Below are 25,388 nucleotides of genomic sequence, written 5' to 3'. Positions count from 1 at the left end.
CTCCCGCCGGCCGGCCGTGGCCGCTCCGGCCGGCCCGTCGGGGCTCACCCCCCGCTCACGCCGAGGTCAGGGCGTCCCGGCCGGTGGCCTGACCCGGCAGCCGGAGCGAGGTCTCCGGCACGCTCTCGCCCAGCAGCAGGGTCCGTACCACCCGCTCGGCGGCCCGGCCGTCGTCGTACTCGCAGAACCGGGTCCGGAACTCCGTCCGCAGCCGCGTCGACTCCTCGTCCCGCCAGGCGCCGGAGGCGAACAGCCAGACCAGCTCCCTGAAGGAGCCCGACACATGGCCGGGCGCCTCGGCGGTGATGTCGAAGTACGCGCCCCGGCTCGCACGGTAGGCGGGCCAGTCGTCGGCGTGCACCACGATCGGCCGGTCCAGGTGCGCGTAGTCGAACATCACGGCCGAGTAGTCGGTGACCAGCACGTCCGCCGCCGACATGACGTCCTCGACCCGGGGCTCGTCGGTCGCGTCGATCAGGATCCCGCGCCGGGCCGGCTCCGACAGCCCCATGCCCCGCGCCGGACCGCCCGCCAGCGACGGGTGCAGCCGGACCACGAGGGTGTACCCCGCGCCGAGTTCGGCCGCGAACCCGGCCGGGTCGAACCGGTCCACGTGCCCCCCGCGCTGGTAGTCCCGGCGGGTCGGCGCGTACAGCACGACCGTGTGGTCCGCCGGAATGCCGTGCCGCTGCCGGAAGTCACCGCTCCCCCCGTTCACCAGCACGTCGTTGCGCGGGCTGCCGGTGCGCACGGAGGTGAAGTGGCAGGGGTAGGCGCGCTCCCAGACCAGCTCGGAGTGGCGGTTGGCGACCAGGCTGTAGTCCCAGCGGTCGGCCCGCCGCAGCATCTGCGGCACGTCGAAGCCCAGCCGCGCGCCCGGCTTGTCCAGCAGGTCGGCGCCCATGTACTTGAGCGGGGTGCCCTGGTGGGTGTGGATGTGCACGCTGCCGGGCCGCTTGCCCAGGGTGCCGGGCCAGTTGACGTCGTTGACGAAGAACTTCGCCCGGGCGGTGACCTCCAGATAGCGCCGGGAGCCCACGATCACGTGCTCCACACCGGGCGGCAGCTGTGCGGCGGCGTCCGCGTCCCGCACCACCCACACCCCGCGCAGCTGCGGGGCGATCTCCCGGGCCTTGTCGTGGACGGCCGCGGGGTCGCCGAGCACGCCCCGGTGCGAGGACGCCGAGTAGACCACCAGGTTCTCGTCCAGCGGGCGGCGCGCGTGCAGCGACGCCCAGCCCGTGCGGGCCCGCGCGGCGGCCGCCCGGCGGACCGGAGCCGCCCGCCGTGCCGTCTCCCGCCCGGCCCGCGACGCCTGCCGCCGGAGCCGGTACGCCGTCCAGGAGCCCTCCAGCACGGCCACCTCGCCGTCCACCCGGGCGCCCTCGGGCCGGTGCGCGTGGAACATCCGCGCCGTGCGCCGGAAGAACTCGGCCTTGTCGGCGGGCGGCAGCCGGTCCGGCTTGGCCAGGATGTCCAGGCAGTGCTCGCCCATCTTGCGGTGCAGGTACGGCAGCCAGCGCGCCAGCTCCGGGCGGTCGGCGACGAAGGCGAAGACCCGCTCGTACTGGTCGTGGATGTCGAAGTGCTTGCGGCTGGTGGTGGACAGGATGTTGCCCTGCCGGCGCTGCCGGTAGTTCACACAGATCCGGTCCAGCGCGGCGATCCGCCCGGCGCTGAGCATCACCGGGAAGGTCCAGGGGGTGTCCTCGTAGTAGCCCGGCGGGAACGCGAAGCCGTTCCGTTCGACGAACTCCCGCCGGTAGACCTTGTTCCACACCACCATCAGCAGGTCGAGGATCTGCGGGTACCGCGCCACGTCGAACGTGTCCGCGCCCGCCTCGGTGAGGACGTGCGCGAGCACGTTGCGCCGGGTGCCGCCCCACCAGTAGGTGCGCGCGTAGTCGAAGACGAGCACGTCCGGATCGGCGGCCTCCGCCAGCCGGTCGGCGGCGGCCCGCAGCGCGCCCGGGGTGAGGGTGTCGTCGCTGTCGAGGAAGAACAGGTAGTCACCGGTGGCGTGCGGCATCCCGGCGTTGCGGGCCCGGCCGAGGCCCACGTTCTCCGGCAGGTGCAGCACCTTCACGCGCGGGTCCCGCCCGGCGTACTCGTCGAGGATCGCGCCGCAGCCGTCGGGGGAGCAGTCGTCCACGGCGATCAGCTCGAAGTCGCCGAAGGACTGCGTCAGCACCGAGTCCAGGCACTCGCGCAGGAAGCCCTGCACCTTGAAACAGGGCACGATCACACTGAAGCGGGGCACGGGGGTCAGCTCCTCACGAGGGTCGCGGCGGCGGGCGCGGGGACGCGTTCCGCGAGCGGGATCACGGCGGGGAGCGCCTCGGGCGGCTCGCCGAGCAGCACCCGTCTGACGACCCGCTCCGCGGCGCGCCCGTCGTCGAACTCGCAGAACCGCTCCCGGAACGCGGCCCGCAGAGCCGTGGACTCCGGGCCCGCGTACGCACCGTCGCGGAAGACGGCGGCCAGTTCCCCGGGCGTGCGAGCGACCGGTCCCGGCGGCTCGGCCATCAGGTCGAAGTAGACGCCCCGGGTCTCCCGGTAGACGTCCCAGTCGTCGGCGTACACGACGATCGGCCGGTCCAGGTTGGCGTAGTCGAACATGATCGACGAGTAGTCGGTGACCAGCGCGTCGGCGGCCAGGCACACGTCCTCCGAGGAGCGGTGCGCGGTGACGTCGATGATCCGGTCCGAGTTCCGGGTGCGGCCGCCGTCGTAGAAGTAGTGGGCGCGCAGCAGCACCACCACGTCCTCGCCGGCCGCCTCGCAGAACGCCTCCAGGTCCAGCCCGGTCTCGAAACCGGTGTGGTGGTCGCGGTGGGTCGGCGCGTACAGCACCGCCGTCCTGCCCTCCGGGATCCCCAGTTCCTTCCGGATCCGGATCACGTCCTCGGCGGTCGCCGTGCAGTACACGTCGTTGCGCGGGTAGCCGTACTCCAGCTGCTCGTAGCCGCCGGGGTAGGCGCGCTCCCACATCCGGGTGGAGTGCCGGTTGGACGACAGGTTGAAGTCCCAGCGGTCGACCCGGCCGAGCAGCTTGGTGAAACTGCCGGACTGCGCGGCCACCACCGGGTACGTCGACTGGTCCACGCCCATCTTCTTCAGCGGGGTGCCGTGCTGCGTCTGCAGATGCACGCTGCCGGGCCGCTTGACGACCCCCTCGGCGAAGTTGGCGTTGTTGACCAGGTACTTCGCCCGGGCCAGCACCTCCCAGGAGCGGTGGGAGCCGATCACCGCGTACTCGACGTCCTTCGGTACGGCGTGCTCCTGACCCGCCTCGACCAGGAACACCGAGCGGATGTGCGGGGCGAGTTCGCGGGCCTTGGCGTGGATGGCGGCCGGATTGCAGGCGTAGCCGCGGCCCCAGTAGGCGCAGTACACGGCGAGGCCGGGGTCCAGCGGGCGGCGCAGCTCACGGGCGTAGCGCAGCCGGGTGCGCAGCATGCGCGGGCGGGGCAGGCGTTCGGCAGAGCGGGCGGCCGTCCGGTTGGCGCCGCGCAGGGCGCGGAAGGCGGTGTAGGCGCCCGTCGCCAGCAGCCGGTGCTGGACGCCCAGGCTGCCGCCCGGCGCGCGGTAACCGGCCGGCCGGTGCCGCCGGTAGAGGCGGCCCGCCCGGCGGAAGAACGCCCGGTGCCCGGAGGTCAGCCGCTCCGGACGGGACGCCGTCTTCAGCACCACCGCGAACAGCTGCTCGAACAGCGGCCCGGTCCGCTCGGCGGGCAGGGCGCGTTCTGCCGCCCGCGTCAGCACCAGGTCCACCTGGTCGAGCAGGGCGTGCTGGTGCGGTCCGGGCAGATTGAGCCGGCTGCCCTGCCGGCGCAGCCGGTGCCGTACGACGACCCGGCGCAGCACCGCGATCCGCCCGGCGGCGACCGTGGTCAGGCCGCCCCAGCCGAGATCGGTGAAGTGGCTCTCGGGGAAGACGAGTTCGTGCGCGGTGAGGAAGCCGCGACGGTGGACGGCGCTCCACGCCGGCAGCTGGACGCCGGTCAGATCGGGCAGCTCGGCGGGGGCGAAGGCGCCCTTCGGGGCCTTGGCGAGCAGCGGGGCGGCCGGGTTCGTCGGCTCGCCCTCCCACCACGGGGTCCGCTCGTGCTCGACGTACAGCACGTCCACCCCGCCGGCCTCGGTCAGACGCGCGTCGACGGCCTCCAGCGCGCCCGGCAGCAGCAGGTCGTCACCGTCGAGGAACAGCACGTAGGCGCCGGTGGCCGCACGCATCCCCGCGTTGCGCGCCCCGCTCAGGCCGGCGGACGGCGGCGAGTGCACCGGGGTCACCCGGGAGTCCCGGCCGGCGTACTCGGCGGCCACCTCCGCGGCGGGGGCGTCGGGCGCGTCGCAGACCGGGATCAGCTGGAGGTCGCCGAAGGACTGGCCGAGAACCGAGTCCAGCGCCTCGGACAGCCGGCCGGCGACCCCGTGGGACGGGACGATGATGCTGAAGCGGGGCATTCTGTTCTTTCTGTCGTCTTGCGGACGCGGCCGGGCCGTCCCGCCGGACGCCAGGTGGACGGCCGGCTCGGTCGGGGCCGTGTCGAGCCGAGGGGCATGGGAACTCCCGGAAGGACCAACGGTGTTCAGTGGCTCTCGGTGACGGGAGCGGGAGCGGAAGGTTGCGGCACGGTGGCCAGGGGGCTGCGTGCGCAGGCCGACGGCACCGGCTTCCGCTCCGCGAGCGGAATCACCGGTGGCAGCTCCGTCTCGCCCAGCACCACCCGCCGGACGACCCGCTCGGCGGCGCGTCCGTCGTCGTACGGGCAGAACCGCTCCCGGAACGCCGCCCGCAGCTGGGCCGAGCGCGAACCGCGCCAGTGGCCGGTCGCGAAGATGTCGATCAGCTCGTCCTCGGTGCGCGCCACCGCGCCCGGCGGGCATCCGTGCAGGTCGAAGTAGGTGCCGCGGACGGCCTCGTACGTTTCCAGGTCCGCGGTGTGCACCACGATCGGCCGGTCCAGGTTGGCGTAGTCGAACATGATCGACGAGTAGTCGGTCAGCAGCGCGTCCGAGGCGAGGCACAGGGACGCCACGTCCGGGTGGCCGCCGACGTCGATGATCCGGCTGCCCGTGCCGAGGGAACCGCCGTGCGCCGGATGGGGGCGGGCGAGGACCACGAAGCGCGGGCCCAGCCGGCGCAGGATCCGCTCCAGGTCCAGGGGCGGGCGCTGGGTGCGGTGGTGGTCGCGGAACGTCGGCGCGTACAGGATGGCGACCGCGCCCTCGGGGACGCCGAGCGACTCGCGCAGCCGGGTCACGTCCGCCGTCGTGGCCCGCTGAAGGACGTCGTTGCGCGGGGCGCCGTGCTCCAGAGTGGTGTAGCGGCCCGGGAAGACCCGCTCCCAGGTCAGGGTGGAGTGCCGGTTGCCGGACAGGACGTGGTCCCACCGGTCGACCTCCCGCAGCAGGTCCCGGAAGTCGGTGTCGCGGGCCGCCGCCGGGCGCTCCCGCAGGTCCAGGCCCATGTGCTTGAGGGGGGTGCCTCGCCGGGTCTGGACGACGACCTGGCCGCGGCGCTTGCGCAGCCCGCGGTCGAGACCGGTGTCGTGCACCAGGTACTTGGAGCGGGCCAGCGCCGTCCAGCAGGCCGCCGAGCCCGGGCGCAGCCGGCGCGGCCCGGGCGGCACCGCCTGCTGCTGCTCCGGGTGGCCGATCCACGCCGTGCGGACGTGCGGCGCGTACGTCCGGAACGCCTCCTCCAGCGCACCGGGGTCACCGAGCCCGAAGGCCGCGGTGAACACCGCCCGGTCGGCGCGCAGCGGCAGCCGCAGCTGGACGCGGTAGTGCAGCCGCAGCGCGCGGCCCCGCAGGGCGCGGGCCTGTTTCACGGCCGCCTTCCCCGCACGGCGGCGGACCGCCGCGGCCAGCCGGAGCACACGGAACGTGCGGTGCAGGCCGTGGCGGACGAGGGTGTGGCGCAGCCCGCCCCGCGGGCCCGGCACCCGGTAGCGGAGGTAGTGGGCGCGGGCCCGGCGCAGGAAGTCGCCGTGGCTGCCGCGCGGCAGCCTGCCCCGCTTGGTGAACACCACGGCGTAGTGGTCGACCATCCGGCGGAACAGCTCGGGCCGCCAGCGGGCGAGCTCGGGACGCTCGGCGACGAACGCGAACACCCGGTCGTACTGCTCGAAGAGGTCGAAGTGCTTGCGGCTGGTGGTGCCCAGGATGTTGCCCTGTCTGCGCTGCCGGTAGTGCACGCACACCCGGTCCAGGGTGGCGATCGACTCCGCCGTCATCAGCACCGGGAAGGTCCAGGGGGTGTCCTCGTAGTAGCCCGGCGGGAACGCGAAGCCGTGCGCCTCGACGAACTCCCGCCGGTAGGCCTTGTTCCAGGCCACCATCAGCACCCGGAGCAGCCCCGGCCGGTCCTCCAGGGGAAACGGCGCCGGGCCCTCCTCGGTGAGCTGCGCGGACAGCTGGTTGCGGACCGTCCGGCCGTCCCAGTACGTGCGCGCGTAGTCGTAGACCAGGAGGTCCGGCTCCCCGGCCTCCTTGATCCGGTCGGCCACCGCCCGCAGCGCGTCCGGGGTGAGCGTGTCGTCGCTGTCCAGGAAGACCAGGTAGTCGCCGCTCGCCTCGGCCATGCCCGCGTTCCGGGCGCGGCCGAGGCCCTGGTTCTCGGCGAGGTGTACCGGCTTCAGCCGCGTGTCCCGGGCCGCGTACTCGTCGATGATCGCGCCGCAGGCGTCGGGCGAGCAGTCGTCCACGGCGATCACTTCGAGATCCGGATACGACTGCGAGAGCACCGAGTCCAGGCACTCGGACAGGTACGCCTGGACCTTGTACGCGGGGACGATGACACTGAACCTGGGCACTGGACATCCATGGGTCGGTCTGCGCGGGCGTTCTGCCCGGGAACGGCCGATGGAGTGAATTGGTTACGGCCCGTACGGCATGTGGGCTACATCAGGTGAACGCGAAGGGGCGGGCGCCCGAAGGCCCGCCCCTCGCCGGACGGCCGTTGCGTGACCGCTCGGGCGGCCCCGGCGCGGCTACTTGACCGCGCCCGCCATCACGCCTGACACGAACTGCCGCTGGAACGCGAAGAACACGGCCAGCGGGATGACCATCGAGATGAAGGCTCCGGGCGCCAGCACGTCGATGTTGTTGCCGAACTGCCGTACCTGCGTCTGCAGGGCGACCGTGATCGGCTGCGTGCCCGACTTGGTGAACACCAGCGCGACCAGCATGTCGTTCCACACCCACAGGAACTGGAAGATGCCGAGACTCGCGATCGCCGGCCCGCCCAGCGGCATCACCACCCTGGCGAACAGCCGCAGTTCACCGGCGCCGTCCAGCCGGGCCGCCTCCAGCAGCTCCCGCGGGATCTCCGCGAAGAAGTTCCGCAGCAGGAACACCGCGAACGGCAGACCGAAGCCGACGTGGAACAGGATCACCCCGAGGATCGTCCCGAACAGGCCGATCTTCCCGAACAGTTCGGCGATCGGGATCAGCGCCACCTGCACGGGCACCACCAGCAGGCTGACCACGCCGAGGAACCACCAGTCCCGGCCCGGGAACTCCATCCACGCGAACGCGTAGCCCGCGAGGGAGCCGATCACGACGACCAGGACGGTCGCCGGCACGGTGATCAGCACGGTGTTCACCAGGGAGCCGGTGATGTCGCCGTTCTCCAGCAGCTTCTGGTAGCTGTCGACGGTGAGCCGGGACGGCTCGGAGAACACCTTCCACCAGCCGCTCGCGCTCATGTCCTCCGGTGAGCGCAGCGAGGAGACCAGCAGACCGATGGTCGGCACCAGCCAGAACAGGCCCACGAGGATCAGGAACACCCGGACGACCCCGCCGCTCAGCCTCCCGGCGATCCGCGCCCCGAGCGACTGCCTGCCCTTCACCGCCGTGTCCGCCCGCGACACCTTTCCCACGCTCCCCGCGGTAGCCGTCATCGCCTGACCTCCCGCCGCAGCCGACGAATGTTGAACAGCATCACCGGGATCACCAGCAGCAGCAGGAACACCGCGATCGCGCTCGCGATGCCCGGCTGGCCCTCCGCGAAGCCCTTGCGGTACAGCTCCAGGGCCAGCACGTTCGCGTCGTCCTGGGAGGAGCCCGGCGCGATGATGTAGACGAGGTCGAACACCTTGAGCACGTTGATCATCAGCGTGACGACCACCACCGCCAGGACCGGTGCGAGCAGCGGCACGGTGACCTTGCGGAACACCTGCCACTCGTTGGCGCCGTCCACGCGCGCGGCCTCCAGCAGCTCCCGGGGCACACCCGCGAGCCCGGCCGCGATCAGCACCATCGCGAAGCCCGCCCACATCCACACGTACGACCCGATGACGGCCGGAGTGACCAGGGCCGGGCCGAGCCAGTCGACACCGTTGTACGGCTCCCTGAAGTTGCTCGCCGGGAGCCTCAGCAGCGCCCCGTCGGCCTTCGCGGGCAGCGTGAACGTGCCGTCGTCGGCCGCCTCGGCGGTGGCCACGACCTCGCCGTCCTTCACGGCCTCGATCCGCATGCCGGCGTAGCCCAGCTCGGACGGGTCGGGGGCGCCCGGCTTCCCCACGCCCTTGCCGCGCGTGAAGTCCTGCCAGGTGGTCCCGGTGATCCTCGCCGGATCGGGCCGGGCGGCCACCGCCTTCTTCGCGCCGTCGGGCATCTGGTCGGGGGCGACGCCGACCAGCGGAAGCGTGACCGGCCGGCCCGTGTGCACGGGGGCCGTGGTGACGAAGCCGCCCTGGTCGGGCTTCAGCGGCGACTCGCGGCCCGGGTGCGCCTTGGGGAACGCCGACGACGGGGCGAAGGTGTCGTGGACCCCCACCCACACCGCGTTCGCGACCCCCTTGTCCGGGTCCTGGTCGTACACCAGCCGGAAGATGATCCCGGCCGCCAGCATGGAGATCGCCATCGGCATGAAGACGACCAGCTTGAACGCCGTTCCCCAGCGCACCCGTTCGGTCAGCACCGCGAAGACCAGACCAAGCGCGGTGGAGACGGCCGGCGCGAACACCACCCAGATGATGTTGTTCTTCAGCGCCGTGCGGATGCCGTCGTCCGTGAACAGCGCCTTGTAGTTGTCGACCCCGGCGAAGCCGTCGCCCGAGGCGTTGTAGAAGCTGCGGACGACCGAGTACCCGATCGGGTAGACCACGAGCGCGCCGAGCAGCACCAGGGCCGGCAGCAGGAAGAGGGCTGCCACCGTTCTGCGGGTGCCGGTCACGCTCTTGCGGCTCTTGGGTGCGGCGGGGCCCGGTGGGGCCCCGGCCGCCGCTGCCGACGTCATCGCCGGGTCAGCTCCCGTTCCCGTAGGCCGCCGCCGCGTCCTTCTCCAGCTTCGCCTGCGTGCCCGCCACGTCCTTCGGGTTCTTCAGGAAGTCCTGCAGGTCCTTCCACTCGCCCTTGCCCGGGGTGCCGCCGAACGCCTGCGGGGCCTGGTCGGACATGTCGAAGCGGAAGTCGTCGCCGGACGCGATCAGCGCCTTGGCGATCGTCTGCTGCACCGGGTTCGGGTACGCCGAGTCCGGCACGTTCTTGTTCGGCGAGAGGTAGCCGCCCAGCTTGGCCTGGATGGTCGCCGCGTCCGGGGAGGCCAGGAAGGTGGCCAGTGCCTGCGCCGCCTTGGAGTCCTTCAGGATCACCGCCGCGTCACCGCCGGAGACCACCGGCGCGGACGAGCCCACCGCCGGGAACGGGAACACCTTCGCGTCCGTGCCCACCTTCGCCTTGGTGTCACCGATGTTGACCTGCGCGAAGTCGCCCTCGTAGACCATCGCGGCCTTCGGCTGGTCGCCGCCGGTGAAGGTCTGCGTCACGGACGCCGGGAACTCGGTCTGCAGCGCGCCGTCGGCACCGCCCGCCACGAAGTCCTTCTTGCCCCAGATCTGGGCGAGCGTGGTCAGGGCCTGCTTCACCGAGGGATCGGTCCACTTGATCTTGTGCTGGGCGAGCTGGTCGTACTTCTCCGGTCCGGCCTGGGAGAGGTAGACGTTCTCGAACCAGTCCGTCAGCGTCCAGCCGTCGGCACCGCCCACCGAGAACGGGGTGACACCGGAGTCGTACACCGCCTGCGCGGCCGTCAGCAGGTCCTGCCAGGTCTTCGGCTCCTTGGCGCCCGCGTTGTCGAAGGCCTTGGCGTTGTACCAGATCAGCGACTTGTTCGCGGCCTTGTAGTAGACGCCGTACTGCTTGCCGTCGACCTTGCCGATGTCCTGCCAGCCCGGTGAGTAGTTCTTCCGCAACTCCTTGAGCGCGTCCTCCCCGAGGGGCTTGGCCCATTTCTTCTCCACGGCCTGCTTGATCGCGCCGGGCTGCGGGAGCATCGCCACGTCCGGCGGCTGACCGCCCGCGATCTTCGAACCGAGGAAGTTGATGATCGGGTCCTGCGCGGGCACGAACGTGACCTTCGCGCCGGTGCGCTTCTCGAACTCCGCGAGGACCTTCTTGAAGTTCGCCTGTTCGGTACCGGTCCAGACGGCGGCGACCTCCAGGTTCGCGCCGTCCAGCTTCGGCAGGGTGACGGTGGAGCCGGTGGCCCCGCCGCTCTCGCCGCCGTCGTCCTTCTTCTTGTCGTCACCGCCGGAGCAGGCGGTGAGCGCCAGCGCTCCCGCGAGCAGAGCGGCGAGCGCGGTGGCGGCCCGGTGTGTCCGGATGGTGCTGTTCTTGCTGTGCATCACTTCCCCGTTCGTCGTTCTCCGTTGAACGTCGTTCGAAGTCGCTGAACATCAGAACTCTGTCCCGTGCGCTCCGGTGTACGCCGCGCCGCTGAAGGCGGGCAAGAGCGCCTGCGGTGTCGGGCACGGCATCGTGACCGGCTCGTGACCGGGGGTGTATGCGTGCCCCCTTACCGGCCGTCCATGCGTGCCGGTTTCCGGCCGGAACCGGCCGCCGCGGGGGGAGGGGGCTACAGCAGCGAGGGCATCTCCACCGCCGAGACCTCCCGGGCCGCGCGCTCCACCGCGCTCGCCAGCAGGGCCAGGTCGGTGGGGCCGTTGCCCAGCTCCCGCACGGGCCGGCGGGTCGGCGGGTCCCCCATGCGCTGCCAGTCCAGCGGGACGACCGTGGGCCGCTGGGTCGCCGTACGCGGGATACGGCCCGTCACCCGGCCGCCCTGGAAGTCGGTGGACCGCCCGTCCGGGTACGCCAGCCGCCCACGTCCCGGCGCCGGCTCGTCCGGCCCCGGTTTCACCGCGGCCAGCGTGACCCGCAGCGTGGCCCGGCGGGCCGGTTCCGTCTCGGCCGTGCGGCCGCCGGTCGCGGTCGCCGCGACCAGGTGCACCCCGAGCCGCTCGCCCTCGCGGGCCACCGCCTCCAGCGCCCGCATCACCGAACCGGCGGCGGGCCGGCCCGGCGAGCCGAGCGGCGGGGTGACCAGCGCGTCCAGATCGTCGACGACGACCACGAGCCGGGGCAACGGCGGTGCGGCCTCCGCGCGTTGCCGTGCCGCCGCGCCCGGGCGCAGCCGCAGGGTGGAACTGGGCGGGCTTTCTATGTCGCCGCCGGCGGACGTGCGCTGGGCGACGATCCGGCCCGACACCTCGCGCCCGGCGTGCCACTCCGCGAAGCCGGTCCGGCCGAGCAGTTCGGACCGCCGCTTCAGCTCGGCGCTCAGCGACTGCGCGAACTCCCGCATCCGTACCGGGTCGTTGGCGGCGAGGTGGGTGGTGACGTGCGGTACGTCGGTGCAGATCCGCAGTCCTTCGTCGCGCCCGGTGCCCGAGCCGACGCCGTCCCGGCCGTCGATCAGCACCACGCCCAGCCGGTCGGGCCGTTCGGCGGCGGCCAGCGAGGCGACCACGGTCCGCAGCAGCTCGGTACGGCCGCTGCCGGCCGGCCCCTCGATCAGCAGATGCGGTCCGTCGGCCACCAGGTCCGCGATGAGCGGGCCGCGCGGACCGGCGCCGAGCACCGCCCGGGCCCGTCCGCCCAGCGCCTCGGTGTCGTCCGCCGCGTCCGCCCAGCGGGCCATCAGCGAGGCCGGGGTGGCCCGGGCCAGCCCGAGTTCGTCCAGCAGCCGCGCGGACCGCGGCAGCGGCGTGGCCACGCGCGCGTGGTGCTCACCGGCCGGGCCGTCGGGGCGCAGCGGTGCGAGCGCCCGGGCGAACCGCTCCGCCCAGGCGGCGGAGACGGCGTCCACGGCGCCTGCCGTGCCGGTGCCCACGGGGCCGCTCGGCGCCACCCGCATCAGATGCAGCGCGGACGCGACGTCCCCGCTGAGCAGTGCCACGGCACCGCAGTGCCGGAACGTCGGTGTCACCGCGCACGCGGCCTCGTACGTGCTCGTCACGGGGGAGGCGGGTGAGGCCGGGGCGGTCTCGGCGAGGCACACCACGTGGATCCCGGCCCGCGGTCCGGCCACGGCCAGCCGCGCGAGATCGTCCCGCAGCGCGGAGCCGCCGGGATCGCCGTCCACGACGACGACCGTGTACGGCCCCGGGAAACCGGCACCGCCGACGCCGGCCTCGGCGTCGTCCCTGGCCCAGGAGGGCCGCCGCCCGGCCCCGGCGGCGGGCCGCGCCGCCCGGTGCGCGAAGTCCTGTGCCCCACCGGCGGGGAGGGATGTGGACGGGCCGTCCGTCGCGGCGCCGGGTGCCGAGGGGACGGTGCCGGGCGCCGGGCTCGCGGACGCCGCGCCGGTGCCCGCAGACAGCGTGCCGGTCCCGTCGGCACCGGCGGGGGACCCGGACGCACGGTCACCGGGGCCGCCCGCGTGCGTGCCGTGCGGGAGGGAACCGGGCCCGCCGAGCGCCGGGTGGGCGGGCGTGGTCCCGGCCGGGGCCTCGCCCCCGTCCGGCCGGGCCGGGCCGGGACGCGCGGCGCTTCGGCCCGTCGCCGCGTGGTCGTCGACGCGGCGCAGCAGTTCCTCCGTGCGGGCCGCCGCCTGCTCGCGGTCGTAGGCCAGCAGCAGGCGGCAGTCCTGGCCGTGGTTCGGCCGGACGTGCGGGAGCCAGCCCAGCCAGGACCACTCGGCCGTGCGCTCCTCCACAGGACGTGAGCGGTCCGCGCTGATCAGCACGATCTCCAGCAGGTCCGGGGAGTGCAGCGTGGCGATCTGGGCCAGCGCCGCGCGGGCCAGCCCGGACAGCCGGGGGCGCGGACCGGCCAGGCCCAGTGCGCCCGCCTCGCGCAGCGCCGCCGTCACCGGCACGGCGGGCAGCAGGCCCGAACCGTCCGGGGCCTTCCGGTCGGCGGTGCCGAGCCGTACGGTCAGCGTCTCCGGATGACCCGCTCCCCGTTCCCACAGCCGGGGCCCCGGGCCCAGCGCGGTCAGCAGCAGGGCGGCCGGGTCGGGCCAGGTCTCCGGCTGCGGCGGCCCACCGGCCGCCGGTTCGTCCCCGGCCGGGACCGCCGGACGGCCGTCCGCCTCCGGGGCCGCCTGCTGCTCCGCCCGCCCGCCGGCGAGCCGCCGCGCCCACGCGCCGAGCCCGCGCCGCCGCGCCCCGTCGCCGTTTCCGGGAGGTGTGCCGACGCGTCCCGCCGGGGGCACGGCCGGCCCGGCGACGCCGAAACGCCCCGCGTGCGTGTCCCCACCGGAACCCGTGACGGGGGTGCGCCGCTCGATGCTCGGCGCGCCGGCCTGCCCCGGCACCACCGGGGGCTCCCCGCGCCGATGCTCCCGGGCTTCCGCACCGGAGGCGTCGCGGCCCACGGAACCGCGGGCGTGCCCGCCGGCGACGCCACCCGCGCCCGCCGCGGGGTCCCGCGAGGGCGGCGGGCCGGCGGACCCGGCCGGAAGCCGGCCCCCCGCGGACGCCCCCGCGCCGGTGGACGCACCCGGACCCGCATCGGTGCCGCCCGCCGGGGTGACCCGTACGCACCCGTCGCCGTCGGCCACCGTGCCGACCCGTGCCCCCGGCCCCCCGGACGGAGTGACCCGCAGCGCGGACTCACCGATCTTCAGCAGCGCTCCGGCGGGGAAACGAACCGGCCGGCCGGTCACGCGGGTGCCGTCCAGGACCGTGCCGTTCGTGGAGTCCAGGTCGGCCACCGACACACGGCCGTCGGCGCCGACGGTGACCGCGCAGTGCAGCCGGGAGACGTCGGGATCGTCGAGCGGGACGTCGGCCTCGGCGGAGCGGCCGACGGTGATCCGGCCGCCGTGCAGCAGATGGACCCCGCCCGCGTCCGGGCCGGCGACCACGTGCAGCTGGGTCGGCGCGTCGTCCAGCTCGGGGTGCGGCTCGGCCGCCGCGGGTCCGCCGAGGGCCAGCACGGCGCCGTCGACCAGCGGGGGCTCGCCGAGGGTGCAGCGGCGCGGGTCGAGGCGCTCGGTGCCGGCGTAGAGGACGACGGGGGAGCCGGAGGTGTCACGGCCGGTGCCGCCCTCGCCGGTGACCGCCGCGGCCAGTGCCGACGCGACCGCGGCCAGGTCCGTGCCCGTGGGCGCCGTGACCAGCACGTCGCGGCTCGCGGCGCGGCCCCGCTGCGGGGCGGGGCCCAGCGGGTCTACGACGGTCAGCCGGATCTGCATCGGCGTCAGCGGTCCCTTCTGCGCGGGTCTGCGCGGGCGCGGACTTCCCCCCACCCCACACGAGCACGTCGGCCAGTACTGGGAGGCATCCTCGCACCTGCCACCGACAGCGCGCCCGGCACCCGGTGACAAGTGATCTTGATTGGTCGGCTCTGCCCCCAAAAGTGCCTGACCAGTGACGCACGCGCGATCAGTTGAGATCGGTCACGTTCACCACCCGGCAACCAGGAGACCAGGAGGAGCGTCTTTCCTTCGAACATGCTCGGGAACGCATACGTAGTGCCCTGAGGTGCGGCACTACAGTGGGTCGGAACACCGGTATGCAGGAAAGCAAGCATCAGCAAGCAGCAGGGAGCGCGTGACGTGCGGCCAGTCGGCAGCAAGTACCTGCTTGAGGAGCCGCTCGGACGCGGCGCCACAGGCACCGTCTGGCGTGCCCGCCAGCGCGAGACCGCGGGCGCCGAGGCGGCCGTGGCGGGCCAGCCCGGGGAAACGGTCGCGATCAAGGTCCTCAAGGAGGAGCTGGCGAGCGACCCGGACATCGTGATGCGCTTCCTGCGCGAGCGTTCCGTCCTGCTCCGCCTCACCCACCCGAACATCGTCCGGGTCCGTGACCTGGTCGTCGAGGGTGATCTGCTGGCGCTGGTCATGGACCTCGTCGACGGCCCCGACCTGCACCGCTACCTGCGCGAGAACGGCCCCTTCACGCCGGTCGCCGCCGCGCTGATGACCGCCCAGATCGCCGACGCGCTCGCCGCGAGCCACGCCGACGGCGTGGTCCACCGCGACCTGAAGCCGGCCAACGTGCTGCTCCAGCAGGTGCAGGGCCAGATGCACCCGATGCTGACCGACTTCGGCATCGCCCGCCTCGCCGACTCCCCGGGCCTGACCCGCACCCACGAGTTCGTCGGCACGCCCGCGTACGTCGCCCCGGAGTCCGCCGAGGGCCGCCCGCAGACCTCCGCCGTCGACGTCTACGGCGCCGGCATCCTGCTGTACGAGCTGGTCACCGGCCGTCCGCCGTTCTCCGGCGGCAGCGCGCTCGAAGTCCTGCACCAGCACCTGAGCGCCGAGCCGCGCCGCCCGTCCACCGTCCCGGACCCGCTGTGGACGGTCATAGAGCGCTGCCTGCGCAAGAGCCCCGAGGAGCGGCCGAGCGCCGAGAACCTCGCGCGCGGTCTGCGGGTCGTCGCCGAGGGCATCGGCGTGCACGCCAACGCCGCCCAGATCGCCGCCGCCGAGGGCGTCGGCGCCCTGCTCGCCCCCGACCCGTCCCCGGCCGCCGTCCCCGGGGTGCCCGGTGCCGCCGACCCCACCCAGGTGCTGCCCACCAACGCACCGCAGGGGGCGTACGACCCCAACGGCGCGACCAGCGTCCTGCCGCACACCGGCGGCCCGGCCGGCGCCGCCGACCCCACCGCCGTCCTGCCGCACACCGGCGCGGCGGACCCGACGGCCGTCCTGCCGCCCATGCCGCAGGGCGCGCCCGGCGGGCAGCCGGACCAGCCGCACCCGTGGCAGACCCAGCTGCGTGCCGCCCGCGACCGCAACGAGCAGACCCAGATCCAGTACCTCGACCCGAACGAGGACCCGCTGCGCCGCCGCCCCCAGCGGCAGGTCGCCCGGCCCCAGCAGCAGCCCCGGCAGGCCCCGCAGGGCCGCCCGCAGCAGCCCCAGCCGCGCGGCCGGCAGCAGCCGCACGCCGGGTACGGCTACCCCCAGCAGCCCCAGCAGTACGCCCCGCCGCAGCAGCCGCAGCGGTACGCGCCGCCCGCCCCGGAGCCGCAGCGGCCCGCGCGCGAGCCGCGGGCACCCCGGCAGCGCAGCGCCAACCCGACGAAGATCCCCGGGCTCGGCTGTCTCAAGGGCTGCCTGTTCACGATCGTCATCCTGATCGTGGCGAGCTGGCTGGTCTGGGAGCTGACCCCGCTTCAGGACTGGATCGGCACCGGCAAGGGCTACTGGGACCAGCTGAGCGACTGGGCCGGCAAGGTGGGCCACTGGGCCAAGGAGCTGGGCAAATCCGGCGGCGGAAACTGACCGGGCGAAGCACCGGAAAACGATCGCTGGTTTAGGGATTTGTCGACATCTGGCGGGTGATTTCCGTCTCCGCGGTGAAGGTTGGCTCGTCCGACGCGTAGTTTTATCGGCAACACGCGTCGGTAGGAGCAGTCTTGGCACGGAAGATCGGCAGCCGGTACACCGCGAACCAGATCCTGGGGCGGGGCAGCGCCGGCACGGTGTGGCTGGGCGAGGGGCCGGAGGGTCCCGTCGCGGTCAAGCTGCTGCGTGAGGACCTCGCCTCCGACCAGGAGCTCGTCGGACGCTTCGTGCAGGAACGCACCGCGCTGCTCGGTCTCGAGCACCCGCACATCGTCACCGTGCGGGACCTGGTGGTCGACGGCAACGATCTGGCGCTCGTCATGGACCTGGTCCGGGGCACCGACCTGCGCACCCGCCTCGAACGCGAGCGGCGCCTCGCCCCCGAGGCGGCCGTGGCGATCGCCGCCGACGTCGCCGACGCGCTGGCGGCCGCCCACGCGGCCGGCGTCGTCCACCGGGACGTCAAGCCGGAGAACGTGCTGCTGGACATGCAGGGCCCGCTCGGCCCCGGCGGCGCCCACCCGGCCCTGCTCACCGACTTCGGAGTCGCCAAGCTGATCGACTCGCCCAAGCGGACGCGGGCCACGAAGATCATCGGCACCCCGGACTACCTGGCCCCGGAGATCGTCGAGGGCCTGCCACCGCGGGCCGCCGTGGACATCTACGCGCTGGCCACCGTCCTGTACGAGCTGCTGGCCGGCTTCACGCCCTTCGGCGGCGGCCACCCCGGCGCGGTCCTGCGCCGGCACGTCACCGAGACCGTCGTACCGCTGCCCGGCATCCCCGAGGAGCTGTGGCAGCTGCTCGTGCAGTGCCTGGCCAAGGCGCCCGCCTCCCGGCTGCGCGCCTCGGAGCTGGCGGCGCGGCTGCGGGAGCAGCTGCCGATACTGGCCGGGATGCCGCCGCTGGACGTCGACGAGCCCGACCTGTCCGAGGACCCGGAGGAGGAGCCCGCGCCGGCGTCGCCCGCCGGGGAGGCACCGGTACGGCGGCGGGGCGCGGTGTCGCTCGTGCCCGGGGCCAGGCCGGACTCCAACCGGGACACGCACACGTCGATGCGGGTGCCCGCCCCGGACGAGCTGGCGGGGGGAGCCCACGGCACCGCCCGCGCTCCGCGGGCCACCGGTGCGCCCCGGCCGGGCTCGGCCCGGCACAAGGCCGCGGTACGGCGGCGCCGGATCACCCTGGGCGTGGCCGGAGCGGTCCTGGCGGCCGCCGTGGGCGTGGGCGCGTGGTGGGCCTCCGCCGACGGGGACGACGGGGCACCGCGGCCCGCCCACAGCACCTCGGCGCCCTGAGCCGCCAAGGGCTCCGGGCCCGCGGACCGCGCCCGCGGGCGGCCGTCCGCCCCGGTTGTGCCGAGCGGCGGGCCGGGACGCTTGCCGCAGCCGTTACGCTGGAGGCGTGGCAGTCGTCGATGTATCCGAAGAGCTGAAGTCCCTCTCCTCGACCATGGAGTCGATCGAGGCCGTCCTGGACCTCGACCGGCTGAGGGCAGACATCGCCGTGCTCGAGGAGCAGGCGGCCGCGCCGTCCCTGTGGGACAACCCGGAGGAGGCGCAGAAGGTCACCAGCAAGCTCTCCCACCTCCAGGCCGAGGTCAGGAAGGCGGAGACGCTGCGCGGCCGGATCGACGACCTCTCGGTCCTCTTCGAGATGGCCGAGGAGGAGGACGACCCGGACACCCGCGCCGAGGCCGAGTCCGAGCTGGTGTCGGTGCGCAGGGCGCTGGACGAGATGGAGGTCCGGACGCTGCTGAGCGGTGAGTACGACTCCCGCGAGGCGCTCGTCAACATCCGCGCCGAGGCCGGTGGCGTCGACGCCGCCGACTTCGCCGAGAAGCTCCAGCGCATGTACCTGCGCTGGGCCGAGCAGCGCGGCTACAAGACCGAGCTCATCGAGACGTCGTACGCGGAGGAGGCCGGCATCAAGTCGACCACCTTCTCCGTGCAGGCGCCGTACGCCTACGGCACCCTCTCCGTCGAGCAGGGCACGCACCGCCTCGTGCGCATCTCGCCCTTCGACAACCAGGGCCGCCGCCAGACCTCGTTCGCGGGTGTGGAGGTGCTTCCCGTCGTCGAGCAGTCCGACCACGTCGAGATCGACGAGTCCGACCTGCGCATCGACGTCTACCGGTCCTCCGGTCCGGGCGGCCAGGGCGTCAACACGACCGACTCCGCGGTCCGCATCACGCACCTCCCGACCGGCATCGTGGTCTCCTGCCAGAACGAGCGGTCGCAGATCCAGAACAAGGCCACCGCGATGAACGTCCTCCAGGCCAAGCTGCTGGAGCGGCGCCGGCAGGAGGAGCAGGCCAAGATGGACGCCCTCAAGGGCGACGGCGGCAACTCCTGGGGCAACCAGATGCGTTCGTACGTGCTGCACCCCTACCAGATGGTCAAGGACCTGCGCACCGAGCACGAGGTGGGCAACCCGGAGGCCGTCTTCAACGGCGAGATCGACGGGTTCCTGGAGGCCGGCATTCGCTGGCGCAAGCAGCAGGAGAAGTAACTTTATCGACATGACAACTGCCGCCCCAGGGGCGGCAGTTGTCTTATGTCTGGGTTTTACATCACACTCACAGGCTTCAACTCCCGGCAAACGCCCTCCCACTGGACATTGCGCGCGCAACGGCCTTGACGTTGCTTTGAAAAATCGGAAGGGTGAAGCGCGGCATGCGTACTTGAGGGGCGCATGTGAACCGGGGGATCGAGTTGACGCGCACGTCGTCACCCAGCTGCCTCCGTCGATCACGGCAAGCCCCACACGCGCCTCATTGACGATCAGCTACTGGGGGTAGCAACCACATGACGAAGAAGACGCGGATCCGGGTCGCGCGGATAGCCGCCGGCGCCGTGATCGCGGCCGGTGCGTCGCTCACCGCGGCGGGCGCGGCTTCCGCCCTGGACCTCGATGTCCAGGCGGGCCCCATCCAGATCGGTGTCAGCACCGAGGGCGACGCCGACGGTGGCACGAGCGACGGCGGCACCACCGACGGTGGCACGACGGACGGTGGCGACATCGTCGGCGTGACCGTAGGCGGCATCGACGGCGGCACCACCACCGACGGTGGCACCACGACGGACGGCGGCACGACCACCGACGGTGGCACCACGACCGACGGCGGTACCACGACCGACGGTGGCACCACGACCGACGGCGGGACCACCACGGACGGTGGCACCACGACCGACGGAGGCACCACGACCGACGGCGGGACCACCACGGACGGCGGCACGACCACCGACGGCGGCACCACGACCGGTGGCGACGACGGCGGCAACGGCAACTCGGGTGGCAACGGCAACTCGGGCGGCAACGGCAACTCCGGTGGCAACGGCAACTCGGGCGGCAACGGCAACTCGGGTGGCAACGGCAACTCCGGCGGCAACGGCAACTCCGGCGGGACCACCGGCTCCACCGGCGGTGGCGACACCACCGGCGGCGAGGAGCCCCAGGGCGGCGGCAACGACAGCGTGCCGCAGGAGGAGGGTTCCTCGACCCTCACCGACACCGGTTCCGACACCACGGCCCAGGGCGGCGACAAGCAGCTCGCCGAGACCGGTGCCGGTCAGACCGCGTTCCTGCTCATCGGCGCCGCGACGATGATCGCCGGCGGCATCGGCTTCCGCTTCCTGCCGCGACTGGCCGGCGGCCGGGGCGGCGCTGCGGCCTGACCGTAGCCGTACGGTCACGCACCGCACGCACACAGCAGAAGGAAGGGCCCGGAGCGTCGCGCTCCGGGCCCTTCCTTCTGCTGTGGCTCTCGCGCTACACGGTCTGGTGCGCCAGCAGCGCCACCGCGGCGATCAGCACCGCCAGCAGCGCGATCAGCGCCATCGGGTTCAGACCCGAGGAGAAGCCCTCGTGCTGCAGTCGCTCGCGGTTGGCACGGCACACCGGGCACCGGCCCTCGCTCACGGGCGCCGCGCAGTTCGCGCACACCAACCGGTCGTACGTCATGCGCTCGCCCTCCTTGCACCGGCCATCACACACAGAACGTCCACGGGAACGAGAACGTTCCCCCTCCACTGTGCCAGGTTCCCGCGGAGCTCGCGCGGGTCGCCCGCAGAGGAAGCGGTCACAGTCGCGGCGCCCGGTACAAAAAGTACAAGTCTTGCCCAACCTCGGCCCGCGACTGCACTTGCACACCTGGTTCGCGTATGGTCACGCTCATCTACCCCCGGCGACCCGTGGTGCATCCGTGATCCGATTCGACAACGTCTCCAAGGTCTACCCCAAGCAGACCCGCCCAGCCCTCCGGGATGTCTCCCTCGAGGTGGAGAAGGGCGAGTTCGTCTTTCTCGTGGGCTCCTCCGGCTCCGGAAAGTCCACCTTCCTGCGGCTCGTCCTCCGCGAGGAGCGGTGCAGCCACGGCCAGGTGCACGTGCTGGGCAAGGACCTCGCGCGGCTGTCCAACTGGAAGGTGCCGCAGATGCGCCGCCAGCTGGGCACGGTCTTCCAGGACTTCCGCCTCCTGCCGAACAAGACGGTCGCCGAGAACGTGGCCTTCGCCCAGGAGGTGATCGGCAAGTCCCGCGGTGAGATCCGCAAGTCCGTGCCGCAGGTGCTCGACCTCGTCGGGCTCGGCGGCAAGGAGGACCGGATGCCGGGCGAGCTGTCCGGTGGTGAGCAGCAGCGCGTGGCGATCGCGCGTGCCTTCGTCAACCGGCCCAAGCTGCTCATCGCCGACGAGCCCACCGGCAACCTCGACCCCCAGACCTCCGTCGGCATCATGAAGCTGCTCGACCGGATCAACCGGACGGGCACCACCGTCATCATGGCGACGCACGACCAGAACATCGTGGACCAGATGCGCAAACGCGTCATCGAGCTGGAGAAGGGCCGCCTCGTCCGTGACCAGGCCCGCGGCGTCTACGGCTACCAGCACTAAGCAAGTTCACGACGGAAAGGCTTGACCAGACGCCATGCGCGCCCAGTTCGTCCTGTCGGAGATCGGTGTGGGTCTCCGCCGCAACCTGACGATGACCTTCGCCGTCATCGTCTCCGTAGCCCTCTCCCTGGCGCTCTTCGGCGGTTCGCTGCTGATGAGCGATCAGGTCAGCACCATGAAGGGCTACTGGTACGACAAGGTCAACGTCTCGATCTTCCTGTGCAACAAGCACGACGCGGAGTCGGACGTCAACTGTGCCAAGGGTGCGGTCACCGCGGACCAGAAGAAGCAGATCCTCGCCGACCTGGACAAGATGCCGGTCGTCGACAAGGTCAACTACGAGTCCCAGGACCAGGCTTACAAGCACTACAAGGAGCAGTTCGGGAACTCCCCGCTGGCCGGCACGCTCACGCCGGACCAGATGCAGGAGTCGTACCGGATCAAGCTCAAGGACCCGCAGAAGTACCAGGTCATCGCGTCCGCGTTCAACGGTCGTGACGGCGTGCAGTCGGTGCAGGACCAGAAGGGCATCCTGGACAACCTCTTCCAGCTGCTGAACCTGATGAACCGGGCGGCGCTCGGCGTGATGGCGCTGATGCTGCTCGTCGCGCTGCTGCTGATCGTCAACACCGTGCGCGTCTCGGCGTTCAGCCGCCGGCGTGAGACCGGGATCATGCGCCTGGTCGGCGCCTCGGGCTTCTACATCCAGGCGCCGTTCATCGCCGAGGCGGCCGTCGCCGGTCTCATCGGCGGCAGCCTCGCCTGCGTCTTCCTGGTGGCCGGCCGGTACTTCACGATCGACCACGGCATGGCCCTGTCCACCAAGCTCACCCTCATCAACTTCGTGGGCTGGGACTCGGTGTTGACCAAGCTGCCGCTGATCCTCGCCACGAGTGTGCTGATGCCGTCGCTGGCGGCGTTCTTCGCGCTGCGCAAGTACCTGAAGGTGTGACGCATCCCAAGGGGGCCGTACGCGCATCGGCGCGTACGGCCCTTCGCGTTGTCCTAGACTCACCGCCATGTCAGGTCGTGACCTGTTCTGTCAGCCCCGTCGCACCCGCCGCGGGGCCGCCCTGACATTGGTCTTCGCCGGCCTGCTGGTCGCCGGCGCCGCCACCGGCTCCTTCCCGGAGTCCGGGCACCCCGCGCCCAAGGCCGCCCCGGGCCCGGTGGGTAGCGCCACCCGGCACGAGACCGTGCGGCGGGCCGCCGCCGAGGCGATGGCCGACGGCAAGTCCCCGACGGAGGCCGCCGAGCGGGCCGTCAGCCGCAGCGGGGACCGGTGGGGCGCGGTCTACTCCGAGGGCGAGTACCAGGAGTTCCAGGAGGCCCTCGACGGCCGTTACACCGGCGTCGGCCTGTGGGCCCGGCGCGAGCGGGACGGCCGGATCGAGGTGACGAGGGTGCAGCCCGGCTCGCCCGCGGCCGTCGCCGGCGTCCGCGGGGGCGACCGGCTGCGCAGCGTCGACGGCCGCCGGGTCGACGGCCGGCCGGTCACCGAGGTGCTCTCCTTACTCCGCGGCGACGCGAAGGACGCCGCGGCCGGCACGGCGGTCACCCTCGGTCTGGCGCGCGGCACGCGCGCGTGGACCGAGACGCTGCACCGGGCACGGCTGTCCACCGACTCCGTGACCGAGCGCAGACTGCCCGGCGGGGTCACCGTGGTCCGGATCGCCGCCTTCACCAAGGGAGCCGCCGGGGCAGTCCGCGCGGCCCTGCGCGACGCCCCGGCCGACGCGGGCGTCGTCCTCGACCTGCGCGGCAACTCCGGCGGCCTGGTCACCGAGGCCGTGCACACCGCCTCCGCCTTCCTCGACGGCGGCCTGGTGGCCACCTACGACGTCGACGGCGCCCAGCGCGCCCTGCACGCCGACGCCGGCGGCGACACCGACCGGCCCCTGGTCGCCCTCGTGGACGGCGGCACCATGAGCGCGGCCGAACTGCTCACCGGCGCCCTCCAGGACCGGGGCCGCGCGGTGGTGATCGGCTCCCGCACCTTCGGCAAGGGCTCGGTACAGATGCCGACGACCCTCCCCGACGGCTCGGTGGCCGAGCTGACCGTCGGCCACTACCGCACCCCGTCCGGGCGCTCGGTCGACGGCCGGGGCATCACCCCCGACCTGGAGGCGGGCCCCGAGGCGCTGCGGCGGGCCGAGACGGTCCTCACCGGCCTGGGCGATCCCTCGTAGCCGCCGTTAATGCACTTCCCCCGCACCCCCTCCGTGGTGCGAAAATGGGCCGCACTATGAGCAAGGGAATGTACGTACCCAAGGAGTCCCAGCCCAAGCAGGGCGGAGGGGCCGCGAAGGCGGCCAAGGACGGCAAGCGCAAGATCGTCGCGCAGAACAAGAAGGCCCGGCACGACTACGCGATCATCGACACGTACGAGGCCGGGATCGTGCTGACCGGTACCGAGGTGAAGTCGCTGCGCCAGGGACGCGCCTCGCTGACCGACGGCTTCGTGCAGATCGACGGGAACGAGGCGTGGCTGCACAACGCCCACATCCCGGAGTACAGCCAGGGCACCTGGACCAACCACTCCGTGCGCCGCAAGCGCAAGCTGCTCCTGCACCGCGAGGAGATCGACAAGCTGGAGACCAAGTCCCAGGAGACGGGTCACACGATCGTGCCCCTCGCCCTGTACTTCAAGGACGGCCGGGCCAAGGCCGAGATCGCCCTCGCCCGCGGCAAGAAGGAGTACGACAAGCGCCAGACCCTGCGGGAGAAGCAGGACCGGCGGGAGTCGGACCGCGCGATCGCGGCGGCCAAGCGCAAGCAGCGGAGCGCCTGACCCGCCCGTCGGGAATGGGCTGGCACCCGCGTGCGTTGGTCACGTACGATGGGAGTGCACTCCACAGAGGGTGCGCACCCCCTCCCCGGAGGGGATTGAAAAAACAACATGGGGATGATCGGTTTCGACAGCGGCTGTCGAAGCAGGGGAAGCGTGTCGAGGAAGCGGCCATGATCTCGTAAACCACAGGCCGAAACAAATAATCGCCAACACCAAGCGCGATTCCTTCGCCCTCGCTGCCTAAGTAGCGACTTGCGAAGTGTCAGCCCGGGGCTGTTCCCGACCCGGATCCTGGCATCAGCTAGGGGACTAAACCTTGATCCCGGTCACGGGGTGAAGAGGGAAATCAAACAGTGACTGAGCCCGTCGGCGACTTGTTCGCGTGATCGCCGGGGCTGAGAAAAGCACAGCGAACTGCGCACGGAGAAGCCCTGTTTCCGCACCGGTGGACGCGGGTTCGATTCCCGCCATCTCCACGATCGGGGAGGCTCGCGAGCCTCCTCAACCCATGTGGGCAAAGGCCCCGTCGCCTCCGGGCGGCGGGGCCTTCGTCATGGGCGCCGGACGCCGGAAAAGGCTGCCCCACCTCTTCATGTTCATGGCATGATCCGCGTGCACGTCTCCCTCCTTCCACCCTTCCTTCCGCACGTAGAGGCCCTGTCATGTTCCTGCTCCGCCTCCTGCCGCCGCTGCCGCGCGAGATCAGCCTCGCCGCCGTCGGGCTGGTCTTCGGGCTGTTCCTCGCCGTCATGGGCTCCATACACGGGTTCCGCGAGGTCACCGGCACGGCCGGCACCGTCCGCGTCACGAGCTGCGAGCGGGCCACCGGCGACTGGGACGACCTCTGGGAGGACGGCTGGGCGTGCGCCGGCCGCTTCGAGTCCGACGACCACAGCGTGCGCATCGAGGGCGTCGCCCTCGACGGCATCCTCGACAAGCTCCCCGACACCACCGTGGCCGCCCTCGTCGACGGCCCGGACGCCCGCACCGCTCTCCCGGACTCCTCCGGCCGCTGGAAGTGGCCCGCCCTCACCGGCGTCGTCATCCTCGCCTTCACCGCGTGGCGCATCCGCACCGTCCGCACCATGCTGAAGCTCCGCCGGATCACCGCCCGCATCGCCGCGGCCCCGGCGGCCTGACGCGCGGCACCAGGGGCCCCGCTCCGC

General features: G+C 72.7%; 17 protein-coding genes and 1 other RNA gene. 10 read left to right on the top strand and 8 right to left on the bottom strand.

Annotation, left to right across the window (positions count from 1 at the left end; translation table 11 throughout):
* Positions 1 to 55: 55 nt before the first annotated feature.
* From ACF08B_RS21895 to ACF08B_RS21865, 7 genes are all read right to left on the bottom strand, one after another.
* On the bottom strand, positions 56 to 2,260 hold the full coding sequence (locus ACF08B_RS21895) for a CDP-glycerol glycerophosphotransferase family protein (RefSeq protein ID WP_392318872.1): 2,205 nt from the start codon (positions 2,258 to 2,260) through the stop codon (positions 56 to 58).
* A gap of 5 nt (positions 2,261 to 2,265) precedes the next feature.
* Positions 2,266 to 4,467: a CDP-glycerol glycerophosphotransferase family protein gene (locus ACF08B_RS21890; protein ID WP_392318871.1), complete on the bottom strand. Its 2,202-nt coding sequence runs from the start codon at positions 4,465 to 4,467 to the stop codon at positions 2,266 to 2,268.
* A 125-nt stretch (positions 4,468 to 4,592) separates the two neighbouring features.
* Complete coding sequence (locus tag ACF08B_RS21885; RefSeq protein WP_392318870.1) at positions 4,593 to 6,821, bottom strand: CDP-glycerol glycerophosphotransferase family protein; 2,229 nt, start codon at positions 6,819 to 6,821, stop codon at positions 4,593 to 4,595.
* Positions 6,822 to 6,998: 177 nt separating this feature from the next.
* Positions 6,999 to 7,910, bottom strand: a complete 912-nt coding sequence (locus tag ACF08B_RS21880; protein WP_392318869.1) for a carbohydrate ABC transporter permease — start codon at positions 7,908 to 7,910, stop codon at positions 6,999 to 7,001.
* On the bottom strand, positions 7,907 to 9,250 hold the full coding sequence (locus ACF08B_RS21875; protein ID WP_392318868.1) for a carbohydrate ABC transporter permease: 1,344 nt from the start codon (positions 9,248 to 9,250) through the stop codon (positions 7,907 to 7,909). Before ACF08B_RS21875 ends, ACF08B_RS21880 begins: the two co-directional genes overlap by 4 nt.
* A gap of 7 nt (positions 9,251 to 9,257) precedes the next feature.
* On the bottom strand, positions 9,258 to 10,637 hold the full coding sequence (locus tag ACF08B_RS21870; protein WP_392318867.1) for an ABC transporter substrate-binding protein: 1,380 nt from the start codon (positions 10,635 to 10,637) through the stop codon (positions 9,258 to 9,260).
* A gap of 230 nt (positions 10,638 to 10,867) precedes the next feature.
* Positions 10,868 to 14,434: an FHA domain-containing protein gene (locus tag ACF08B_RS21865; RefSeq protein WP_392318866.1), complete on the bottom strand. Its 3,567-nt coding sequence runs from the start codon at positions 14,432 to 14,434 to the stop codon at positions 10,868 to 10,870.
* A 363-nt stretch (positions 14,435 to 14,797) separates the two neighbouring features.
* On the opposite strand from ACF08B_RS21865, the gene ACF08B_RS21860 reads away from it, so the two are divergent.
* The 4 genes from ACF08B_RS21860 (at position 14,798) to ACF08B_RS21845 (ending at position 20,214) form a co-directional block, all read left to right on the top strand.
* The gene (locus tag ACF08B_RS21860) at positions 14,798 to 16,474 is read left to right on the top strand and encodes a protein kinase (RefSeq protein ID WP_392318865.1); all 1,677 of its coding nucleotides are present in this window, start codon (positions 14,798 to 14,800) and stop codon (positions 16,472 to 16,474) included.
* Positions 16,475 to 16,608: 134 nt separating this feature from the next.
* Positions 16,609 to 17,835: a serine/threonine-protein kinase gene (locus ACF08B_RS21855; protein WP_392318864.1), complete on the top strand. Its 1,227-nt coding sequence runs from the start codon at positions 16,609 to 16,611 to the stop codon at positions 17,833 to 17,835.
* 106 nt (positions 17,836 to 17,941) lie between these two features.
* A complete protein-coding gene (gene prfB / locus ACF08B_RS21850; RefSeq protein WP_073900164.1) occupies positions 17,942 to 19,048 on the top strand; it encodes a peptide chain release factor 2 in 1,107 nt (368 codons plus the stop codon).
* Positions 19,049 to 19,344: 296 nt separating this feature from the next.
* Positions 19,345 to 20,214 carry a hypothetical protein gene (locus tag ACF08B_RS21845; RefSeq protein WP_392318863.1) on the top strand — a complete coding sequence of 290 codons (870 nt, stop codon included), beginning with the start codon at positions 19,345 to 19,347 and terminating at the stop codon, positions 20,212 to 20,214.
* A 94-nt stretch (positions 20,215 to 20,308) separates the two neighbouring features.
* On the opposite strand, the gene ACF08B_RS21840 is transcribed toward ACF08B_RS21845, so the two are convergent.
* Positions 20,309 to 20,500, bottom strand: coding sequence for a hypothetical protein (locus tag ACF08B_RS21840; RefSeq protein ID WP_093477264.1), 192 nt, complete (start codon positions 20,498 to 20,500; stop codon positions 20,309 to 20,311).
* Positions 20,501 to 20,741: 241 nt separating this feature from the next.
* Here ACF08B_RS21840 and ftsE point away from each other — a divergent pair, with 241 nt between their 5' ends.
* The 6 genes from ftsE (at position 20,742) to ACF08B_RS21810 (ending at position 25,361) form a co-directional block, all read left to right on the top strand.
* A complete protein-coding gene (gene ftsE / locus ACF08B_RS21835) occupies positions 20,742 to 21,431 on the top strand; it encodes a cell division ATP-binding protein FtsE (RefSeq protein ID WP_031159396.1) in 690 nt (229 codons plus the stop codon).
* A gap of 34 nt (positions 21,432 to 21,465) precedes the next feature.
* Positions 21,466 to 22,383: a permease-like cell division protein FtsX gene (gene ftsX, locus ACF08B_RS21830; RefSeq protein WP_093477265.1), complete on the top strand. Its 918-nt coding sequence runs from the start codon at positions 21,466 to 21,468 to the stop codon at positions 22,381 to 22,383.
* A gap of 67 nt (positions 22,384 to 22,450) precedes the next feature.
* Complete coding sequence (locus tag ACF08B_RS21825; RefSeq protein WP_392318862.1) at positions 22,451 to 23,620, top strand: S41 family peptidase; 1,170 nt, start codon at positions 22,451 to 22,453, stop codon at positions 23,618 to 23,620.
* Between the two features lie 56 nt (positions 23,621 to 23,676).
* On the top strand, positions 23,677 to 24,222 hold the full coding sequence (gene smpB, locus ACF08B_RS21820; protein ID WP_392318861.1) for an SsrA-binding protein SmpB: 546 nt from the start codon (positions 23,677 to 23,679) through the stop codon (positions 24,220 to 24,222).
* 110 nt (positions 24,223 to 24,332) lie between these two features.
* Positions 24,333 to 24,701: a transfer-messenger RNA gene (ssrA, locus tag ACF08B_RS21815) on the top strand.
* A 183-nt stretch (positions 24,702 to 24,884) separates the two neighbouring features.
* Positions 24,885 to 25,361 (top strand): hypothetical protein, encoded by a 477-nt coding sequence (locus ACF08B_RS21810; RefSeq protein WP_392318860.1) that lies wholly within the window; start codon positions 24,885 to 24,887, stop codon positions 25,359 to 25,361.
* Positions 25,362 to 25,388 lie beyond the last annotated feature (27 nt).

The sequence above is a fragment of the Streptomyces sp. NPDC015139 genome (genome assembly GCF_043079785.1).
GTDB classification, from domain to species: domain Bacteria; phylum Actinomycetota; class Actinomycetes; order Streptomycetales; family Streptomycetaceae; genus Streptomyces; species Streptomyces albidocamelliae.
Note: the sequence above shows the minus strand (reverse complement) of the source record. Positions and strands in the feature narration are given on the sequence as shown.